Source organism: Solibacillus sp. FSL W7-1472, from assembly GCF_037969775.1.
Classification (GTDB): domain Bacteria; phylum Bacillota; class Bacilli; order Bacillales_A; family Planococcaceae; genus Solibacillus; species Solibacillus silvestris.
Map to the genome: position 1 here is coordinate 252,348 of NZ_CP150208.1, position 18,439 is coordinate 270,786.

Sequence of the window (18,439 nt, forward strand, 5' to 3'; positions counted from 1 at the left end):
TATTAAAAAGTACATTTTGTAACATTGAAAACAATAAGAAGTTATTCATATCCATCATTTTGAGGGGGAATTACAGTGGCACCAGAAATCGCTAAATTAGGCCATGTTGCTTTAGTGTCAACAGATTTGGAAAAGTCATTAGTTTTCTTTAAAGAGATTATTGGTTTGGAAGAAACAACGGAAATTGACGGTGTTCACTATCTACGTGCTTACAGTGATTTCCAGCACCATACATTGAGCATTGAAGCCGGTGAAAATGCTCACGTAAAGCATATTGGCTGGCGTACAAAAACAGCTGACTGTGTTCTAGGATTCAAAGAACTTTTAGACGAGCAAGGGATAGCTGTTCAGGAATATCCAAAAGGCACAACACCGGGCATCGGTGATTCGATCCGTTTTCAATTACCAAGCGGACATACATTTGAACTTTATTATGAGGTTGAAAAATCTAAGGCTGCATCAGATAAAGCTTCGATTCTAAAAAACCAAGTATATAAATCATGGAATAAAGGGATTTCGCCTCGTCGATTTGATCATGTAAACATTCATACGACGACAGATGTAGATGAATCCTATGAATTTTTAATGGAAGTGCTCGGTTTCAATATGCGTGAATATGTACGTGGCGATGACGGTATATTGGCGGGCTGGATGAGTGTGACACCACTTGTGCATGATGTCGCGATGATAAAAAAGGAAACGCTTCCAACACCAGCCCGACTCCATCATATTTCTTACTGGCTGGATGATACACAGGATATTATACGTGCTGCAGATATTTTAAAAGAAAATAATCTGCCATTTATCGGTCCAGGTAAACACGGTGTATCTCAGGCGATCTATTTGTATGTAATGGATCCGGGAAGTGGTTGCCGTGTGGAATTATTTTCGGGGGGTTACCTGATTTTTGAACCAGATTGGGAACCGGTTGAGTGGACATTGGAAGAACGTGCCTTAAGCAATACATATTGGGGCGACAGTGTGCAGGATAAAGAATTAAACAATATTACGATTGAAGCAAGGTAAGGCATAAAGAGCATAAACCACTAAATTACGCCATCTTAGAGAGGTTGTGAAGAAGCATGAAAATAATTCTCGTAAATGAAATTAATCTACCGATTGTCCAGCAAAATAGCGAACCGGCAGTAATGGCATTAGGATTTTTTGATGGTGTGCATAAAGGCCATCAGGAAGTGATTTTAGCAGCCCGAAAAAAAGCCCGGAAAAATGGCTTGAAATTGGCTGTGATGAGTTTTTTCCCCCATCCGAAAACGGTCTTTTCAAATGAAGAAGTGGACTATTTAATGCCGATGGAGAAAAAGGCCGAACGCTTTCAGTCCTTAGGTGTTGATCTGTTCTATATTGTGGATTTTACGAAATCGTTTGCTGCTCTTCAGCCGAAGCAATTTGTACAGCAATATTTAGTGGGGCTTCAAGTGCAGTATGCTGTAGCAGGTTTTGACTATACGTACGGAGCTAAAGGAGCCGGTACGACTGCTACGATTCACTCTGACAGCGACTGCAAAATCATAGTCGACATTGTGAAGCGTTTTTCCATTTCAGGTAAAAAGGTGAGCTCGACATGCATTCGGGAAAAATTGAAACGGGGCTACGTCGAAGAAGTAACAGCGTTATTAGGAAAGCCGTACAGCGTCCAATACTCGATGGAAAATGGATTGCACGATTACTATACACTACCTCAATGCGGAGAATACTATGTCACGATTTTATCAGGCAATCGCGCTATCTCGCAAAAAGTGTATGTGAAGAATACCGAGGACATTATTTTTTACCATGATTTAAATATTGATAATTGTTCGATTTACTTTCATCAACGCGCAACCCAAAAATACCAAGAAATTAGTTGAGAGGCTGGTTAAACTTGAAAAAAACAGAGATGTTTCAACAGTTATTAGCAAGTAAAGACACATTTATATTACCAGGCGCCTTTGATGCAATGACGGCCCGCATTATCGAAGAAACCGGGTTTAAAGCCATTTATGCAACAGGAGCCGGCATTTCAAATGCGCAGCTTGGCTGGGCGGATGTCGGACTGACGACTTTAACGGAAATCGCCCAGGTTGTTTCCTGGATGAGTGAAGTGACAACGGTTCCGATTGTCGTTGATGCCGATACAGGCTTCGGCAACGCCATCAATATGCAGCGAACAGTAAAGGTACTGGAAAAATCTGGTGCAGCTGCATTGCAGATTGAAGACCAGGTCATGCCGAAAAAATGCGGTCATTTCAACGGGAAAGAAGTAATATCAAAGGATGAAATGGTCGGCAAAATTAAAGCTGCTCTTGATGCACGTACAGATGATCAGCTAGCGATCATTGCACGTACGGATGCATTAGGTGTCCTTGGTTTCGATGAAGCAATTGAACGAGCAAATGCTTATAAAGAGGCAGGTGCACATGCAATTTTTGTGGAAGCGCCAACTACGTATGAGCAATTGTCCCGTATTACAAAAGAGGTATCTGGTATCCCGCATATTATTAATCTTGTAGAAGGTGGTAAAACGCCTTTAGTATCACGTCAGGAAGCGCAAAATTTAGGCTTCCAGATTATGCTGTGTGCCAACTCGGCTTTACGCGGTGCGATTAAAGGTGCTACCGATGCAATGCAAATTTTAATGCGGGATGAAAGTCAGGAAAACATTCATGATGTCATTTGCACATGGGAACAACGCCAAGAATTGTTTAAGTTAAAAGAAATTCAACAACTGGAAAAACAATATTCTTAATATTCGGAAAGATGGTGTGGATATGAGTGGAGTGGACTATGATTTAGTCATTGTTGGTTGCGGTGCAGCTGGAACAGCGTCTGCATTAGCTGCAGCTGAACAAGCGAAGGAACAAAATGAAAACTTAACGATTGCTATTTTAGAGCGTGCACCTTTTGAACAGCGTGGTGGAAATACACGCTGGACGGCTGCTTATATGCGAATGGAAAATATCGATAAGCCGGCAGATGGCATCGTTGAAGATATGGTCACATTTTCTGATTCATTTATGGATCGTGCATATGCCGAAACATTACGTGATGAAGCGGGAGAAACATTACGTTGGGTAGAGTCGAAAGGTGTTGATTTTGATTTTCTTCCCACAATGTTTTTGACTGCATCCAAACCGCGCCTGTTACCGGTTGGTGGAGGACGTGCCATTATCGATGCCCTCACTTTACGAGCACGTGCTTTAGGTGTGGAAATCATTTATGAAACAACAGCATGGGATTTAACGCTCGATGGTGATGGGGCGATCAATGGCATCAAAGTACGTATGGCTGACGGGACATCCATCGTTCTGAAAACAAATGCGGTCATTTTAGGTGCAGGTGGTTTCCAAGGGAACAAAGAAATGATGGCACAGTATATCGGCCGCGATGCACATAAAATTCCGCCAGTCTCTGAAGGTGGCCTGTTTAATAAAGGCGAGGCAATCCGTATGGCGTTAAATATCGGTGCTGCCGGAAAAGGGCAGTTTGATGCTTTCCATGCCGAAACAGTAGACCCGCGCAGTAAACGCGAAGAAGCGGGCGTCATGTTGTTCCCGTATGCCATCCTCGTGAATAAGCAGGGGAAACGCTTTACAGATGAAGGGGTTACAACAATTGATGAACAATATGAAGAAGTAGCACGCAAAATTTTTTACGAATGTGAAGACCATATTGCTTACATGGTTACCGATCAAAAAATGTATAACATCCCGAATTATGAAGAGGCACTGCAAACCGATATTCCGGCAATCGTCGGAGAAACGATTGAAGATATCGCAAATCAGATCGGTGTGAATGCAGAAAACTTAAAGCACACAATTGATGAATTTAATGCAGCTTGCCCGACAGGTGAATTTATCTACAACCGGGTCGATGGGCTTGCAACAACTGGCTTGGCATTAAACAAATCGAACTGGTCTATTCCGATTAACGAAGGTCCGTTTATTGCGTATCCGATTATTTGCTGCAACGTATTTACGAATGGCGGGTTAGCTACAGATTTAAATGGGCGTGTCCTAACGGGTGATGAAGTAGCGATTCCTGGTCTATATGCTGTAGGCGAAACTTCGGGTGTTTACTACGGCAAATACCCGGGTGGTACATCGGTACTGCGTTGCTTAGTCTTCGGTCGCCGAGCAGGGCATGATGCAGTGCGGTATATCGGGGAAAAAGAAAAGTCGTATCAATAGGGAGGTTCATATGGAATTACTAGGTAAAGTAGCGCTTGTGACAGGCGGCGGTCGGGGAATTGGTAAAGAATCTGCCTTATTACTAGCTTCAAAAGGTGCGAAAGTTGCTGTATGTGCGCGCAATGAACAAGAGTGCGCAGAAGTGCAGCAGCTGATTGAAACAAAATATAATGTCCCATCAATCGGAATTAAATGCGATGTTTCCGATTATGCACAAGTCCAGGAAGCTGTAGCAGTTGTCGCAAAGGAGCTTGGACCAATCGATATATTGATCAATAATGCAGGAGCGATGGCATTAAAGCCGTTTACGGAAACGACGCCCGAAGAATGGATCAAAATGCACGATATTAATGTACATGGCCCTTATTACTTCTGCTATGAAACGGTTCCTTCGATGATTGAAAGACGTACAGGTGCGATCATCAATATTTCTTCAATATGGGGGACGAAAGGTGGTCCGAACCGTAGTGCCTACATCTCGTCCAAACATGCGGTAATCGGTTTTTCAAAAGCATTGGGTGAAGAGTTAAAGCCATACGGTATACGAGTAAATGCCGTTTGCCCAGGCCCGGTTGATACACAGATGACCAATGAACTTGGAGCAAACTTGAATAAAGACGGCTGGTTGGATGCCATTGATATTGCCAATGTCATCGTGGATCTTGTACTGCCGAAGAGCCGCGCGATTACTGCCACTTCAGTAGAGGCATTCGGATTCGGTGCACCAGTTGGATTAGCTAAATAACAATTAAAAGGGGATATTAAAATGACAGAATTAACGTACTCATTCCAGCAAAACACAGTGACTTTAGATTTAGCGAAGAAAATGTTAGAGAAAGCAGAGGAAAAAGGGAAAGAGCTAGGCATGAAGTTCGCAATTTCAATCGTGGACAAAGCCGGAAATTTAAAAGCATTTTCAGCTATGGACGGTGCACCGGTATTAGCGTTGGAAATTGCACAAAATAAAGCATTCTCGGCAGCAGCATATAATCGTGCTACACATGAATGGTACGACCGTTTAAAAGATGATCCGCCACTAATGGAAGGTCTTGTTCATACAAATCGCCTCGTTATTTTCGGAGGGGGTTATCCAATTCAATTAAATGGTGAATGCATCGGAGGAATCGGTGTAAGCGGCGGTCACTATACACATGATATGCAAGTTTGTGAAGCCGCTCTTGAACTATTGGCCGAAACAGTTAAGGAGGCGTAGTGCGGATGAGCCGTGACCATCTTATAATTGTTGGTGCGGGTATGGCAGGACTTTGTGCGGCAGTGGAGGCTTCTGCTGCTGGCGCAAAGGTCATCGTCCTGGAAAAACAAGCTGAACTTGGCGGCAGTTCCTTATTAAGCGGCTGTTTTATGGCCTTTGCCGAGACGGATTTTCAGAAGAAGCTCGGTATTGAAGATACGACAGAAAGCTTAATGGAAGATTTCCTTGTTGTAGGTCAATATAAAAACAAACGTACACTCATTGAAGCATACGGTAAACATCAGCTTGCTACATACAACTGGCTTGTCGAACAGGATGTCCAATTCCAAACATGCCAAGCTGTAAGCGGACATTCCAACCCGCGCGGACATACGATCATTCCTAGCCAGGCAATTGGCCAATTACGTGCAAATGCTGAAGCAAATGGCGTAATAATTAAAACCAATGCACCCGTTGTACGTTTAGTAAAAAATAATGAGCAAGTAGTTGGTGTTGTATACGAAGAGAACGGTGAACAGATCGAACTTACTACGGATTATGGTGTCCTGTTAACAGCGGGCGGTTTTTCTCAAAGTGAAGAGCTGCTGGCACAATTTGCTCCGCAGTTAGCGAATACGGTTCGGCTCGGTGGGGCGGGTAATAAAGGCGACGGGATTAAACTTGCTGCTTCGGCAGGTGCATGGCTCGAAGATTTTACTTATTTGAAGGGCACATACGGCTTCCACCCAACATCGACAAATGATAAGAAACGTCAGGCCCATACGTTTTATAAAGGCGGCATCATTGTGAACGAGCTCGGTAAGCGCTTCGTGAATGAATCCATTTCGTATAAGCTGCTTGGTGATGCAGCACTACAACAACCCAATTGCCGGACATATCAAGTATGGGACCAGACAATCATGGACAAAGGTGTCGCAAATGATGCACTTTATGATTTTGATTTACTTTACAGAGAAGGTTTAATTGAAAGCTTTGACACAATTGAACAGTTAGCAGAGAAAGCAGGTCTACCGGTAGACGTGCTACAGCAAACGATTTCCACGTATAATTCCGATGTGAAAAAAGGGCAGGATACAGCATTTGGCCGTACATCGCTCACACATAAATTCGGTACACCAACAGCAATCGAAACAGCTCCGTTTTATATAATGGACACTGCAACAGCGATGCTTGCTACGTATGCAGGTGTCCAAGTTGATGAACATACGCATGTGCTCAATCCATTCGGTGAACCAATCGAAGGTTTATATGCAGCCGGCGAAATGGTCGGAGGTTTCCACGGAGCGGGTTATATGACGGGCAGTTCTTTAGGAAAAGCCGCAATTTTCGGCCGTATAGCTGCAAGAACAGCAATACAAGCAAAAAAGCAGGAGGTACTTAAATGAAAATTTGGCACCAAAGCTTAACATCAATTGAAGATATTCCGGAATATCGCGATGCGGTCATTCAGCATATTTTAAAAATTGCGCGTCCGGATGTAGATGTCGTCCTTCACGGTATGACGAATGATACGTACCCGGAAAATTATCCCGGTCACTATATTACGTACAACTATTTACAAAGCCTGCATAAGGAGCAGTTTATCCGCAATGCATTAATCGCGGAAAAGGCGGGCTATGATGCAGTGTTTATTGGTACGATTCCGGACGTTGGCTTAATCGAGGCACGTGCACTTGTTGATATTCCAGTGATCGGTTACGGTCAAGCGTCAATGCATATGGCATCAATGCTTGGATCAAAAATAGGGATTGTTAACTTCCTTGCCCCGTTAGCCGATCAGCTGCGCTTCAATGCACAGCAATACGGGTTGGCACAAAAGCTTGGACCGATTGTACAGGCGGATATCGGCTTCTACGATATTATGGAAGGCTATAAAAATCCTCAGCCAATTATCGATAAATTTATTGCTGCTGCTGAAATAGCTATTGCGCAAGGTGCGGATGTTATTATTCCTGGTGAAGGGCCAATGAATATTTTCCTGGCAACCCATCATATTCACCATGTCGGCAATGTCCCGATTATCGATTCTTTTGGTACAGGAATTAAAATGTGTGAATCGCTTGTTGATCTGCAGAAGATTAGCGGTATGACGATGACTCGTGTAGGCTATTACAACGAAAAGCCCCCAACGGAAATTGTTGAAAAGTTAAGAGACTATTATAATTTGAAACAAGCAGCAGCCGACATGGATTTTGGGCTATCTGTCCGCGCTACGGCGTCTGTATAAATTCTTTTATTTCTCAATAGTATTCAATTAAATTATTGAAAACCGGAGAAATCAATTGCTATAAGGATTGATTTCTTTTTGTATGAGGGAGAAAGAAAAAACTGATTGAATAAAGAAAAAAACTATAAGTAAGAAACGGATATTAAAATTGATTGGAATAGAGGGGCGAATCCTTAGGGATAAGCGTGACGCTTGAGACTTAGGAACAAAAGCTAAAAGCGCCACGTCCTGTGGCAACGCTTTTGTGACCAACATCGTGTTGGCCTCACGCCACGCCCCCGGAAAGTGCCCCCGGAATGGAAATCAATTTTTGGCTGAGCCGACTGTCTTCCTCACCTGCAAACGGTAGCGGTAAGGGGTTAACTGGTAGTATTCCCGAAATACTTTAGTGAAGTAATTGCCGTCCGTGAAACCGACCATTTCCGCGATTGTCCCTATCCCTAAACTCGTTTCTATTAATAGCTTTTCGGCTTGCTGTACGCGGTACTGCTGTAAATATTTGCTGAACGGAATACCTCGTTTTTTTGAAAATACATTGCTCAAATAGTTGGTGCTTATATTTAATTTATTCGCTGCATGCTGTAATGTCAGTTCAGCATTTTCATAGTCGCGCTCAATTATTTCGACAGCCAATTCCGTATAGTCAGCAATTTGCTGTAGCTGTAAATTTTTCCGCGCATCGATCAACCGCTGTGTAAACAAAATAAACTCCTGTACAATCGCATATAAAATCGGATGCTCTAATATAAAGTGGAACAGTGCGCGGTATTGCTGTTCGATTTTTGCTTGCTGCTGCAGATGATACTTCATCATGAACCGGCGAATTTGCGCTAAAATACTCGTCAAATGGATACGCACATCATCCTGGTGGTAATAGGTAGAACTCGTTGTCAGCATATATAAAAAAGTCTTAATTGCTTTTAAATCACCGTTTTCAAGACTCGTAATCCAAAGCTGCTGTTCTTCAGGGGTTAAAAGCGGATCAAGCCTTGTCACATGAAGTGTTTGTGAGCTTTTAAAAATATGGGAATACCCTTTATAAAAGCGCTGAGCCAATGTTTTTTTACATTCCTGATACATTGTCAGCAAAGTTGTCTCCTCGCCGTCATAAACAGCAATATTCAGCGTTTCACCGCTAAATTTCTCCCATTCCTGGCTCATGATTCTAAGCTGCCTGAATAGATTGGTAAAAACATCGATTTCAGCAATACAAATCACACGGTTTTGCAGCGGTAGGGCTAACAGATTATGAAAAATAGGCAATTCAATGAGCCACTCATACAGCATTAAGTTATGCTCGTAGTCTGCACACTCAATTAAGAAGAAAGACTTTCCATCTAATGAGAAATTCCCAGGCTTATTCAAAAATAAATCCGAATATAATTGCGTTTCGACTGGAATGGTACTGCTTGAAGTTTCTGCCCGCTTAGTCGAAGGGATTTTCAACAATGCAGACTTTAGCTGCTCCAATGGAACGGGCTTCACAAAAAGATCGATTGCCTTTAAGCGGATTGCTTTCATTGCCTGCTGAAAAATAGGCTCCGCTGTTATTCCGATAACAGGAATCGCCTGCTTTTGTAAAAATTGCTCTATAGAAGGAGAAACAAGTTCCATTTCAATAAGAAGTACTTCCGGCCTCGCTTCTTCAAACGCTTCAATTATTCTACTGCCATCTATTACGCCAATTACTTCAATATCCCGCATAAAATAGTTTTTTAAATACCACTCAATTCCTGCAATTTCCTCAAAATCCCGCTCAACAATTAAGATTTTCAATCGAACACCACCTTTAATAATTACTATTTAATATATAAATTCTAAAAATCATTCAAAATAAGTTTACTTTATTCAAATATTACTATAACTGATGTTTTTATTCTATTTATTCGGAATTGAAAGAAAATTAAACTGAAAATAACAAAGGGGTGGTTGAATGACAAAGTATCAGGAAGAACATGAACTGCCGAAAATTGGACAGTTTGAAATGAGCATTTTTATTAAAATGGTAATTTGCAGTTTAATCGGAATTTTTAGTTTTTTTATTACATTTGAATGGAATGGAAAAACGTCGATTTTAATCGACCATATCGTAAGTGCATTCACAACATTCACACCAGCATTAGTAAACGGGTATGTGTTGATTCTTTTAGTACTCGGAGCATTTTATCCATTTGTCACGAAAAAGTGGAATACTTCAAAAGTAAATATGGTGCTATCAATTTTTAAAATAGGCGGACTGGTCGCAGGGGTAATGCTTATTTTTGAATTTGGTCCTGCATGGTTGTTTAATCCGGATATCGGTCCATTTTTATTAGAAAAACTTATTAAGCCGGTGGGGCTGGTCATTCCGATTGGTTCGGTTTTCTTAGCATTGCTCGTTTGCTATGGCTTGCTTGAATTTATAGGGGTACTTATGCAACCGGTAATGAAGCCGATTTTCAAAACACCGGGCCGTTCAGCAGTCGATGCGGTAGCTTCATTTGTTGGCAGCTATTCGGTTGGTTTAATATTGACGAACCGTGTGTATAAGGAAGGGAAATATACAGCGAGAGAATCAGCCATTATTGCGACAGGCTTCTCTACAGTGTCAGCTACTTTTATGGTAGTCGTTGCGAAAACACTGGATTTAATGGAATACTGGAACTTATTTTTCTGGGTGACATTAGTTGTGACATTCGTCGTTACAGCGATTACAGCCCGAATTTATCCGTTAAATAAAATTAAAGATGAATATTATGAAGGTTCAACTCCTCAGCCTGAAAAGATTATAAAAAATGACCGTCTAAAAGTAGCCTGGACAGAAGCGGTGGAAGCGACAAAATCAAACCCGTCTTTGTCTAGAAACTTATACATTCATTTAAAAGACGGTTTTATTATGGCGATGGGTGTTATTCCTTCCATATTATCAATTGGTTTATTAGGAATGGTATTGGCAATTTATACACCGCTATTTGATTGGTTGGCCTATATTTTTGCACCATTTACGTATTTACTTCAAATTCCGGATCCGATGCTGACAGCCAAAGCATTGTCATTATCGATTGCGGAAATGTTTTTACCGGCGATGATTGTAACGGAGGCGGTTCTTGTAACAAAGTTTATTGTAGCCGTTGTTTCGATTTCAGCTATTTTGTTCTTCTCTGCTGTCATTCCGGTTATTTTATCGACAGACATCCCGTTATCAATTCGCCAAATGATCATTATCTGGTTTGAGCGCGTTGTCTTAACACTCATTTTCGTCACACCAATAGCATTTATCTTATTCTAACTTCAATTTAAAGGAGAGATTTCTTATGGTATATAAAACAAACATCCGTGCACCACGTGGTTCGGAGCTTTCATGTAAAGGGTGGACACAGGAAGCGGCAATGCGCATGCTGATGAACAATTTAGACCCGGAAGTAGCGGAAAATCCGGATGAGCTAGTCGTATATGGCGGCATCGGGAAGGCGGCACGTGATTGGGAAAGCTACGAAAAGCTCATTGCGACATTAAAAGAACTGGAAAATGATGAAACGATGATTGTACAGTCAGGTAAACCGGTCGCAGTATTTAGAACACATGAAAATGCACCGCGCGTACTGATCGCCAACTCGAACCTAGTGCCTGGCTGGGCGAACTGGGACCATTTCTATGAACTGGAAGAACGCAATTTAATGATGTACGGGCAAATGACGGCGGGCTCATGGATCTATATTGGGGCACAGGGAATTCTCCAAGGAACATATTTAAGTTTTGTGGAAGCAGGGAAAAAGAAGTTTGGAACAGCCGACCTTCGTGGTAAGTGGATACTAACTGGTGGTATGGGCGGCATGAGTGGTGCCCAGCCATTAGCAGGGAAAATGGCGGGTGCGGTCATTTTAGTTGTTGAAGTGGACCGTACGCGAATCGAACGAAAAATAAATGAAGGCTACTGTGATTACCTTGTCGAAACAGTAGATGAGGCGATAGAGCTTGTAAATAAGTTAACAGCCGCTAAAGAACCTGCGTCAATTGGTTTAGTAGGAAACTGTGCGGATATTAACCGTGAGCTGTTGAATCGTGGTTTGATTCCGGATTTTGTTACAGACCAGACATCTGCCCACGACCCGATTAACGGCTATATTCCAAACGGGATGACGTTGGAAGAAGCACTTCAACTGCGCAAAACGGATGTGAAAACATACGAACGCCGTGCAAAGGAAACGATGGCAGAGCATGTGCGAACAATGCTTGAATTCCAGCAGGCAGGAGCGGAAACATTTGACTACGGAAACAATATCCGCGCCTACGCAAAGGAAATGGGTGTGGAAAACGCTTTTGACTTCCCGGGATTTGTACCGGCATATATCCGCCCGTTATTCTGTGAAGGAAAAGGACCGTTCCGCTGGGCAGCACTGTCAGGTGACCCGGAGGATATTTACAAAACAGATGCTTTGGCAAAAGAAATGTTTGCTGAAGACACAGCATTAGTAAACTGGATTGATATGGCACAGAAAATGGTGAAATGGCAAGGATTACCTGCCCGTATTTGCTGGCTGGGATATGGCGACCGCCACCGATTTGCACTAAGAGTGAACGAGATGGTTGCAAACGGTGAATTGAAAGCGCCGATTGTATTCGGCCGTGACCATTTGGACTCCGGATCAGTCGCTTCACCAAACCGTGAAACAGAGGGGATGCAGGACGGATCAGATGCTGTATCAGACTGGCCGTTATTGAATGCGCTCGTCAATACAGCAGGCGGTGCGAGCTGGGTGAGCATTCATCATGGTGGCGGTGTAGGAATGGGGTATTCCCAACATGCCGGCCAAGTACTTGTTGCTGACGGCACAAAGCTAGCAGCAGAAAAAATCAATCGCGTGCTTATTTCAGACCCGGGTATGGGGGTTGTACGCCATGCCGATGCAGGCTACGACATTGCAGTTCGCACAGCAAAAGAAAAAGGTATCAATATGCCGATGCTAAAAGGATGATGAACTTTGGCTATTTTAATAAACAATGCAAATGAAGTATTAACAATGGAAAGTGATATAAAATTACCTCGCCGTCGTGAGCAGATGAGCGAGCTCGGCCTGAAAACAGAGGTAAGTGTACTAATCGAAGGAGATCGCATCGCAATGATTGCGCCTCTTGATGAAATAAAACAGGAATATCCGCATCTAGTAGGTAGTGCCGAGGTAATTGATGCACGAGGGAAGATTGTGATGCCTGGACTTGTTGACTGCCATACACATTTAGTGCATGGGGGAACACGTGAACATGAGCTGAATATGCGTCTTGCCGGAAGGTCCTATATGGATATTATGAATGAAGGTGGCGGGATTCACTATACAACGACAAAAACACGTGAAGCGAGTTTTGATGGTTTATACAATAAGACCGTTCAGCACTTAAACGAGTTTTTGCGCCATGGCGTTACGACGGTTGAAGCAAAATCGGGCTATGGTCTTGATCTTGAAAACGAAATCAAACAGCTGTATGTTGTGAAAAAGCTGCAGGAGGAACATGCGGTGGATATTGTCTCGACTTTTATGGGCGCACATGCCGTTCCGAAAGAATATAAAGGCAATGAAGATGAATTCGTGAAAATTATAATAGAGCAGATGATTCCAAAAGTGGCGGAGTTAGGGCTAGCAGAATTCAATGATGTCTTTTGCGAAAAAGGAGTGTTCACACCTGCACAATCCCGTCTTATTTTGGAAGCAGGTAAAGCATACGGACTGACACCGAAAATCCATGCAGATGAAATCGAGCCATATGAAGGGGCGGAACTCGCTGCAGAAGTCGGTGCCATCTCCGCAGAGCATTTACTCGTTGCATCGGATGAAGGGATTGCTGCAATGGCTAAGGCAGGGACAATTGCAGTACTCTTGCCGGGAACCGCATTCTTTTTACGCGCACCGTATGCAAGAGGTCGCCTCATGGTTGATAGTGGTGTACCTGTAGCCATTTCAACGGACTTTAATCCAGGTTCGTCTCCGACAATCAGCTTGCCGTTCATTCAAAATCTGGCGTGCATGAACATGGGAATGACGATGGAAGAAGTGCTTTGTGCAACAACGATCAATGCTGCTCATGCGATAAAACGAGCAGATGAAGTCGGTACACTAGAAAAGGGTAAACAGGCCGATGTACTGATTTTAGACGTCCCGAATTATAAGCAGCTTCAATATTTTTACGGAATGAATCATACAGATACTGTAATTAAAGCAGGAGATGTCGTTGTGAAAGGTGGCAGCTTACTGTGAGCGAGTTTCTTGTAAGTCCGGCAACTACTTGGAATCGAGTGGAATCTGAAGACATGAAGGTAAAAGACTGGGTTGAACCAAGTTATGGGGAGCTTTCGGAATCCTTTGATGTAGTCCTTACCGGTGTCCCGCTGTCCCGTTCGTCAATCAGTGCTTCAGCAGCTTCGGAATATCCCGATTTTTTCCGCAAAAGCTGGAATCTGTTCACAACGTATTCGATTGATGAAGATGTAGATATTCGAGCACTTCGGATTGCTGATGTCGGCGATGTGAAAATGCACGGGACGAATATTTTGCAATGTCATGACAATATCGAACAGGCGATGACGGATGTATTGAATGGCTGTCCTGAAAGCTTCTATGTACAAATTGGCGGGGATCATTCGATTACTGCGCCTGTTGTGAGAGCATTTGCCAATTCTTCCGGGCAACGAATCGGTATTTTACAGTTCGATACCCATCTGGATTTACGGACAACAGAATCGGATGGCCCGACAAACGGTACACCAATCCGCCAGTTGCTTGATGCTGGTGTAGTGAAGGGCGAAGATGTGTACAACATCGGGCTGCACGGTTTTTACAATGCCCCGAGTCTCTTACGTGCTGCGGATCATTATGGGGTAAACCGCATTACATTAAAAGATTTCCGTCGTCGTGGCGCGGAGTCGGTAATAGCAAATGTAATGAAGGAGCTTTCTGAAAAAGTAGATGTAGTGTATGTGACAGTAGATATGGATGTACTTGATATTGCATATGCACCGGGAGTCCCTGCCTCTACACCAGGTGGCATGCGGACAGATGAGCTGTTTGATTTGCTGTATGAAGTGGGGAAATACGACATCGTAAAAGGTATGGATTTCGTCTGTATTGACCCGCATCGTGATACGAAGGAACTGCAAACAGTAAAAGCCGGCGTATACGCGTTTTTAACAATGATGGTATCGAGGTTTGTTCATTTGAAGAAGTAATAAATTGGGCTGTTTGAAAAGTTTATACGCTTTTCGAACGGTCCATTTTTTATTAAGGAAGGCTTGTGTTTTCTAATAAGTTTGCGATTCTTTCTAATATCCGTGCCCAAGTGTCGAATAAAATGGCTATTTTCTAATAAAGCATACCGATTTTCTAATATTGTCCCCGATTTTCAAATATATGGTCCGAATTTTCAAATATCGTCCACCAGTTTTCTAATATATTCCGCTTTCTTCTAATAAAAGTTGACTGCCTCTGTCATACAGGAAAATTTATGAAACTTCTCCTTGCCCCAATCGTAAATAGTAACAATTATGTTCGCAAAAGGAGGTTCGACATGAAACGTAAAATCCTGTTCGCATTCATCGGGGCACTAATGTTACATATTCTATATTTTGCCGCACAGCTGTTAATCGGATTGATTCAAACTTTATTCTATAAACCGCAATTTGGGCCGGATACGGTTGTACTGCAATCCGAATTGACCTTCGGATTTGTTAACCAAGGATTTCCGACATTTCTGCTTGGCAGCTACATTGGGGTAGCGCTTCTTATATACGCTGTACTCAGTTTAAAAAGGAAAGGCGTGAACAGCAGTGATTGAAATTAACGGAAAGTATACAAACGCTAAAATTTATACGAATACACCACAGGAAGCAGCGATTCAGCAAATTGATGAACTCGTCAATCAGTCATTTATGGTAGGGACAAAAGTTCGAATAATGCCTGACTATCATGCCGGGAAAGGCTGTGTAATCGGCACAACGATTCAGCTGAATGACCGTGTCGTACCGAATCTCGTCGGTGTTGATGTAGGGTGTGGGGTGCTCGTTTCGGAAATCGGCAAAGACGCAATTGACTTTAATGAACTCGATACAGTAATCCGACGTTTCGTACCAAGTGGCAATGAAATCCATGAAACGGCGCTAAAAATAAAGGATGCAGAGCGTTTTGAGAACGAAAACTTCATCGCACGCGGCTTGCAAAACGAGTATACAGGACGCTCGCTCGGTACATTGGGCGGGGGCAATCATTTTATCGAGCTAGCAAAAGATGTTACCGGTATTCATTATTTATTGATCCATACGGGCTCGCGCTATGTCGGGGCAAAGGTGGCGAACTGGCATCAGAAGCGTGCATTCGAATCGTTGCAACGCGAAGATTTAACCGAAAGAATTGCAGCACTGAAAGAAGCCGGTAACAGCAAGGACATTCAGAAAATGATTAAAGCATATAAGAACGAAAATCCGGTTGTGCCAAAGGACTTAGCTTATTTAGAAGGTGATCTGTTCCAGGATTATATTGCCGACATGAAACTGGCGCAGCGTTTTGCACATGAAAACCGTATGCATATTGCCAAGACAATCGCCGAACATATGAAGTGGGAGTTCGCAGAGCAGTTTGATTCCGTACACAACTACATTGATACGGATGCCATGATTTTACGTAAAGGGGCAGTGCGTGCGGCAAAAGATGAAAAACTCGTCATTCCGATGAATATGCGGGACGGTTCGCTTATTTGTATCGGAAAAGGGAATGTCGACTGGAATGAATCCGCCCCACATGGAGCAGGCCGCATTTACTCACGGACAGCCGCAATGAAAAACCTGTCGATGGATGATTTCAAACAGACGATGCAAGGAATTTGGACCACTTCGGTAAGTGAGGAAACGCTCGACGAAGCACCAATGGCCTATAAGCCGATGCAGGAAATTGTTGAGCAAATCGGAGAAACGGTGACAATCCAAAAGCACGTGACTCCGGTCTATAATTTCAAAGCTAGCGATAAATGGAAGAGATAGTGTATTGATCACTATATTAAATAGATAACTTTTAAAACGACAATGTAGCCACTTGGCGCCTTAATTATTCGGCGTCAAGTGGCTATTCGCTTTTGGCAGCATTCCGTATAACCTGAGCTCATTTTGCATATATTGCAGGGGTTTGCCAATTGTTAGAATTAAGAGAAAATTCTTATGCTATAATCATCTAAAGTAATAACTGCCAAAATAGGGGTAATAGCATATGGAAAGAAGCTCATTAAATTTTCGTTTTTTCAAGTACAATACGATTCTGGCCGCCATGATCTTATTAGTAAGTTTAGTTTCAACCTATTTTATTATTGGGGAAATCGTGGAAAAAGAAATAGGTGAGCGTGCACTTGGCGTAGCACAAGTCGCTGCGAAGCACCCGGATATTATAGAGGGACTGAAGCAACCCCAAACATCAGCAGAAATTCAAAAAATTGCATTGCAAATTCAGCAAAGTGTTAATGCCGAATACGTGGTCATTGGTGATGAAAAGGAAATCCGGTATGCCCACCCAGTAAAAGAACGAATCGGTCAAAAAATGGTTGGTGACGATAATGCTAAAGCGCTTATCGATGGAGAAGCTTACATATCAAATGCGGAAGGTACTTTAGGTAAAGCATTACGCGGCAAGGCACCTGTAAAAGATGAAAATGGGGAAATCATTGGTGTCGTTTCAGTTGGCTTTTTATTTGCCGATATCTTTTCAGCAAATATCATTTATTCCAAGTATTTAATCATAATATTTTTCATTACGATTGTTTTATCTATTATTCTTTCCACTTATTTTTCCAATAAAACAAAAGCACAATTATTGGATTACGAACCTCAGGAAATCGTTAAAATATTGTCCGAGCGAAATGCGATATTGGAATCGATTCGAGAAGGAATTATTATGGTTGATCGAGAAGGGACCATTACATTGATTAATCATTCTGCGAAGGCGATTTTAAGGAGCGGGGATTCTGAAATAGGCGAAAATATTAGTAAAGTAATTCCGAATACACATTTAATTAAAGTGATGGAATCCGGTCATGAACAATTAGACCGAATGATGACCATTAATGGTGTTAAAACATTAGTAAACCGTGTTCCGATTGTTAATAATGGCGAAGTAACCGGTGCGGTGTCCAGTTTTAGACCGTTTGAAGAAATTGATTTAGTTGCCAATGAGCTGTCACAAGTAAAACAGTATATCGAATCGTTACGGGCACAGACACATGAATACAATAACTTTTTATATACGATTTCAGGGTTGATTCAACTGAAGGAATATGATGAAGCCCTCTACTTGATTCATTCTGAGCGACTTGGGAATCATGCGTTAATATCCTTTTTAAACGAAAAAATACAAGATACGTTTATTTGCGGTCTTATCATCGGGTTTTATAATAGAGCGAAAGAATTAAAGGTTACGTTATTACTAGATGAAGATAGTTTTTGTGGGAAACTGGGTCAACATCTTGAAAAGCATTTACTTATTTCAGTCCTAGGGAATTTAGTAACAAATGCCTTTGAAGCAGTAGAGCATTTAGATGAAGAAGAACGTATCGTACGAATTTATATTTACGAGGATGAAAAAGAAGTCATTTGTGAAATTGAAGATTCAGGGAATGGAATCGATCAACAAGTGATCAACAATATATTTGAAAAAAAGCAGTCAACAAAAGACAAAGAGCATCGGGGTTATGGCTTGTTTATCGTCGATGAAAACCTGAGAAAATTAAATGGATCAATTGCAATTGAGAGTGGAGAATTGGGTGGGGCACTATTCATTTTTTCAATTCCAAAAGAGGGGTGAGTCG

The 18,439-nt window shown here is 42.2% G+C and carries 16 protein-coding genes; 15 read left to right on the forward strand and 1 reads right to left on the reverse strand.

What is annotated here, in order from left to right; all coding sequences use genetic code 11:
* The first annotated feature begins 75 nt into the window (after positions 1–75).
* Genes MKY07_RS01280 through MKY07_RS01315 form a run of 8 tightly spaced genes read left to right on the forward strand, consistent with a single transcriptional unit; the run spans position 76 to position 7,627 of the window.
* A complete protein-coding gene (locus tag MKY07_RS01280) occupies positions 76–1,026 on the forward strand; it encodes a VOC family protein (protein WP_339263549.1) in 951 nt (316 codons plus the stop codon).
* A gap of 56 nt (positions 1,027–1,082) precedes the next feature.
* Positions 1,083–1,868, forward strand: coding sequence for an FAD synthetase family protein (locus tag MKY07_RS01285; RefSeq protein ID WP_339263550.1), 786 nt, complete (start codon positions 1,083–1,085; stop codon positions 1,866–1,868).
* Positions 1,869–1,882: 14 nt separating this feature from the next.
* Positions 1,883–2,746: an oxaloacetate decarboxylase gene (locus MKY07_RS01290; RefSeq protein WP_339263551.1), complete on the forward strand. Its 864-nt coding sequence runs from the start codon at positions 1,883–1,885 to the stop codon at positions 2,744–2,746.
* Between the two features lie 22 nt (positions 2,747–2,768).
* Entirely contained in the window at positions 2,769–4,187 is a 1,419-nt protein-coding gene (locus tag MKY07_RS01295; protein ID WP_339263552.1) for an FAD-binding protein, read from the forward strand.
* Positions 4,188–4,197: 10 nt separating this feature from the next.
* Positions 4,198–4,932 carry an SDR family oxidoreductase gene (locus MKY07_RS01300; protein ID WP_008407977.1) on the forward strand — a complete coding sequence of 245 codons (735 nt, stop codon included), beginning with the start codon at positions 4,198–4,200 and terminating at the stop codon, positions 4,930–4,932.
* Positions 4,933–4,953: 21 nt separating this feature from the next.
* The gene (locus tag MKY07_RS01305; RefSeq protein ID WP_008407978.1) at positions 4,954–5,400 is read left to right on the forward strand and encodes a heme-binding protein; all 447 of its coding nucleotides are present in this window, start codon (positions 4,954–4,956) and stop codon (positions 5,398–5,400) included.
* 5 nt (positions 5,401–5,405) lie between these two features.
* Positions 5,406–6,785, forward strand: a complete 1,380-nt coding sequence (locus MKY07_RS01310; RefSeq protein ID WP_339263553.1) for a flavocytochrome c — start codon at positions 5,406–5,408, stop codon at positions 6,783–6,785.
* On the forward strand, positions 6,782–7,627 hold the full coding sequence (locus MKY07_RS01315; protein ID WP_339263554.1) for an aspartate/glutamate racemase family protein: 846 nt from the start codon (positions 6,782–6,784) through the stop codon (positions 7,625–7,627). Before MKY07_RS01310 ends, MKY07_RS01315 begins: the two co-directional genes overlap by 4 nt.
* A 303-nt stretch (positions 7,628–7,930) precedes the next feature.
* Here MKY07_RS01315 and MKY07_RS01320 read toward each other — a convergent pair whose 3' ends face one another.
* Positions 7,931–9,403 carry a helix-turn-helix domain-containing protein gene (locus tag MKY07_RS01320; protein ID WP_339263555.1) on the reverse strand — a complete coding sequence of 491 codons (1,473 nt, stop codon included), beginning with the start codon at positions 9,401–9,403 and terminating at the stop codon, positions 7,931–7,933.
* Positions 9,404–9,560: 157 nt separating this feature from the next.
* Between MKY07_RS01320 and MKY07_RS01325 the strand changes: the two genes are divergently transcribed.
* The 7 genes from MKY07_RS01325 (at position 9,561) to MKY07_RS01355 (ending at position 18,435) form a co-directional block, all read left to right on the forward strand.
* A complete protein-coding gene (locus MKY07_RS01325) occupies positions 9,561–10,895 on the forward strand; it encodes a YjiH family protein (protein WP_339263556.1) in 1,335 nt (444 codons plus the stop codon).
* A 25-nt stretch (positions 10,896–10,920) separates the two neighbouring features.
* Positions 10,921–12,582, forward strand: coding sequence for a urocanate hydratase (gene hutU / locus MKY07_RS01330; RefSeq protein WP_339263557.1), 1,662 nt, complete (start codon positions 10,921–10,923; stop codon positions 12,580–12,582).
* Between the two features lie 45 nt (positions 12,583–12,627).
* Positions 12,628–13,857 (forward strand): imidazolonepropionase, encoded by a 1,230-nt coding sequence (gene hutI, locus MKY07_RS01335; protein WP_231918741.1) that lies wholly within the window; start codon positions 12,628–12,630, stop codon positions 13,855–13,857.
* Entirely contained in the window at positions 13,854–14,825 is a 972-nt protein-coding gene (locus MKY07_RS01340; RefSeq protein WP_339263558.1) for an agmatinase family protein, read from the forward strand. Before hutI ends, MKY07_RS01340 begins: the two co-directional genes overlap by 4 nt.
* Positions 14,826–15,163: 338 nt before the next feature.
* Complete coding sequence (locus tag MKY07_RS01345; RefSeq protein WP_065217532.1) at positions 15,164–15,430, forward strand: hypothetical protein; 267 nt, start codon at positions 15,164–15,166, stop codon at positions 15,428–15,430.
* Complete coding sequence (locus tag MKY07_RS01350; protein WP_339263559.1) at positions 15,423–16,628, forward strand: RtcB family protein; 1,206 nt, start codon at positions 15,423–15,425, stop codon at positions 16,626–16,628. The genes MKY07_RS01345 and MKY07_RS01350 overlap by 8 nt, the downstream gene beginning before the upstream one ends.
* Before the next feature lie 223 nt (positions 16,629–16,851).
* On the forward strand, positions 16,852–18,435 hold the full coding sequence (locus tag MKY07_RS01355; RefSeq protein WP_008407991.1) for a sensor histidine kinase: 1,584 nt from the start codon (positions 16,852–16,854) through the stop codon (positions 18,433–18,435).
* The last annotated feature ends 4 nt before the right edge of the window (positions 18,436–18,439 follow it).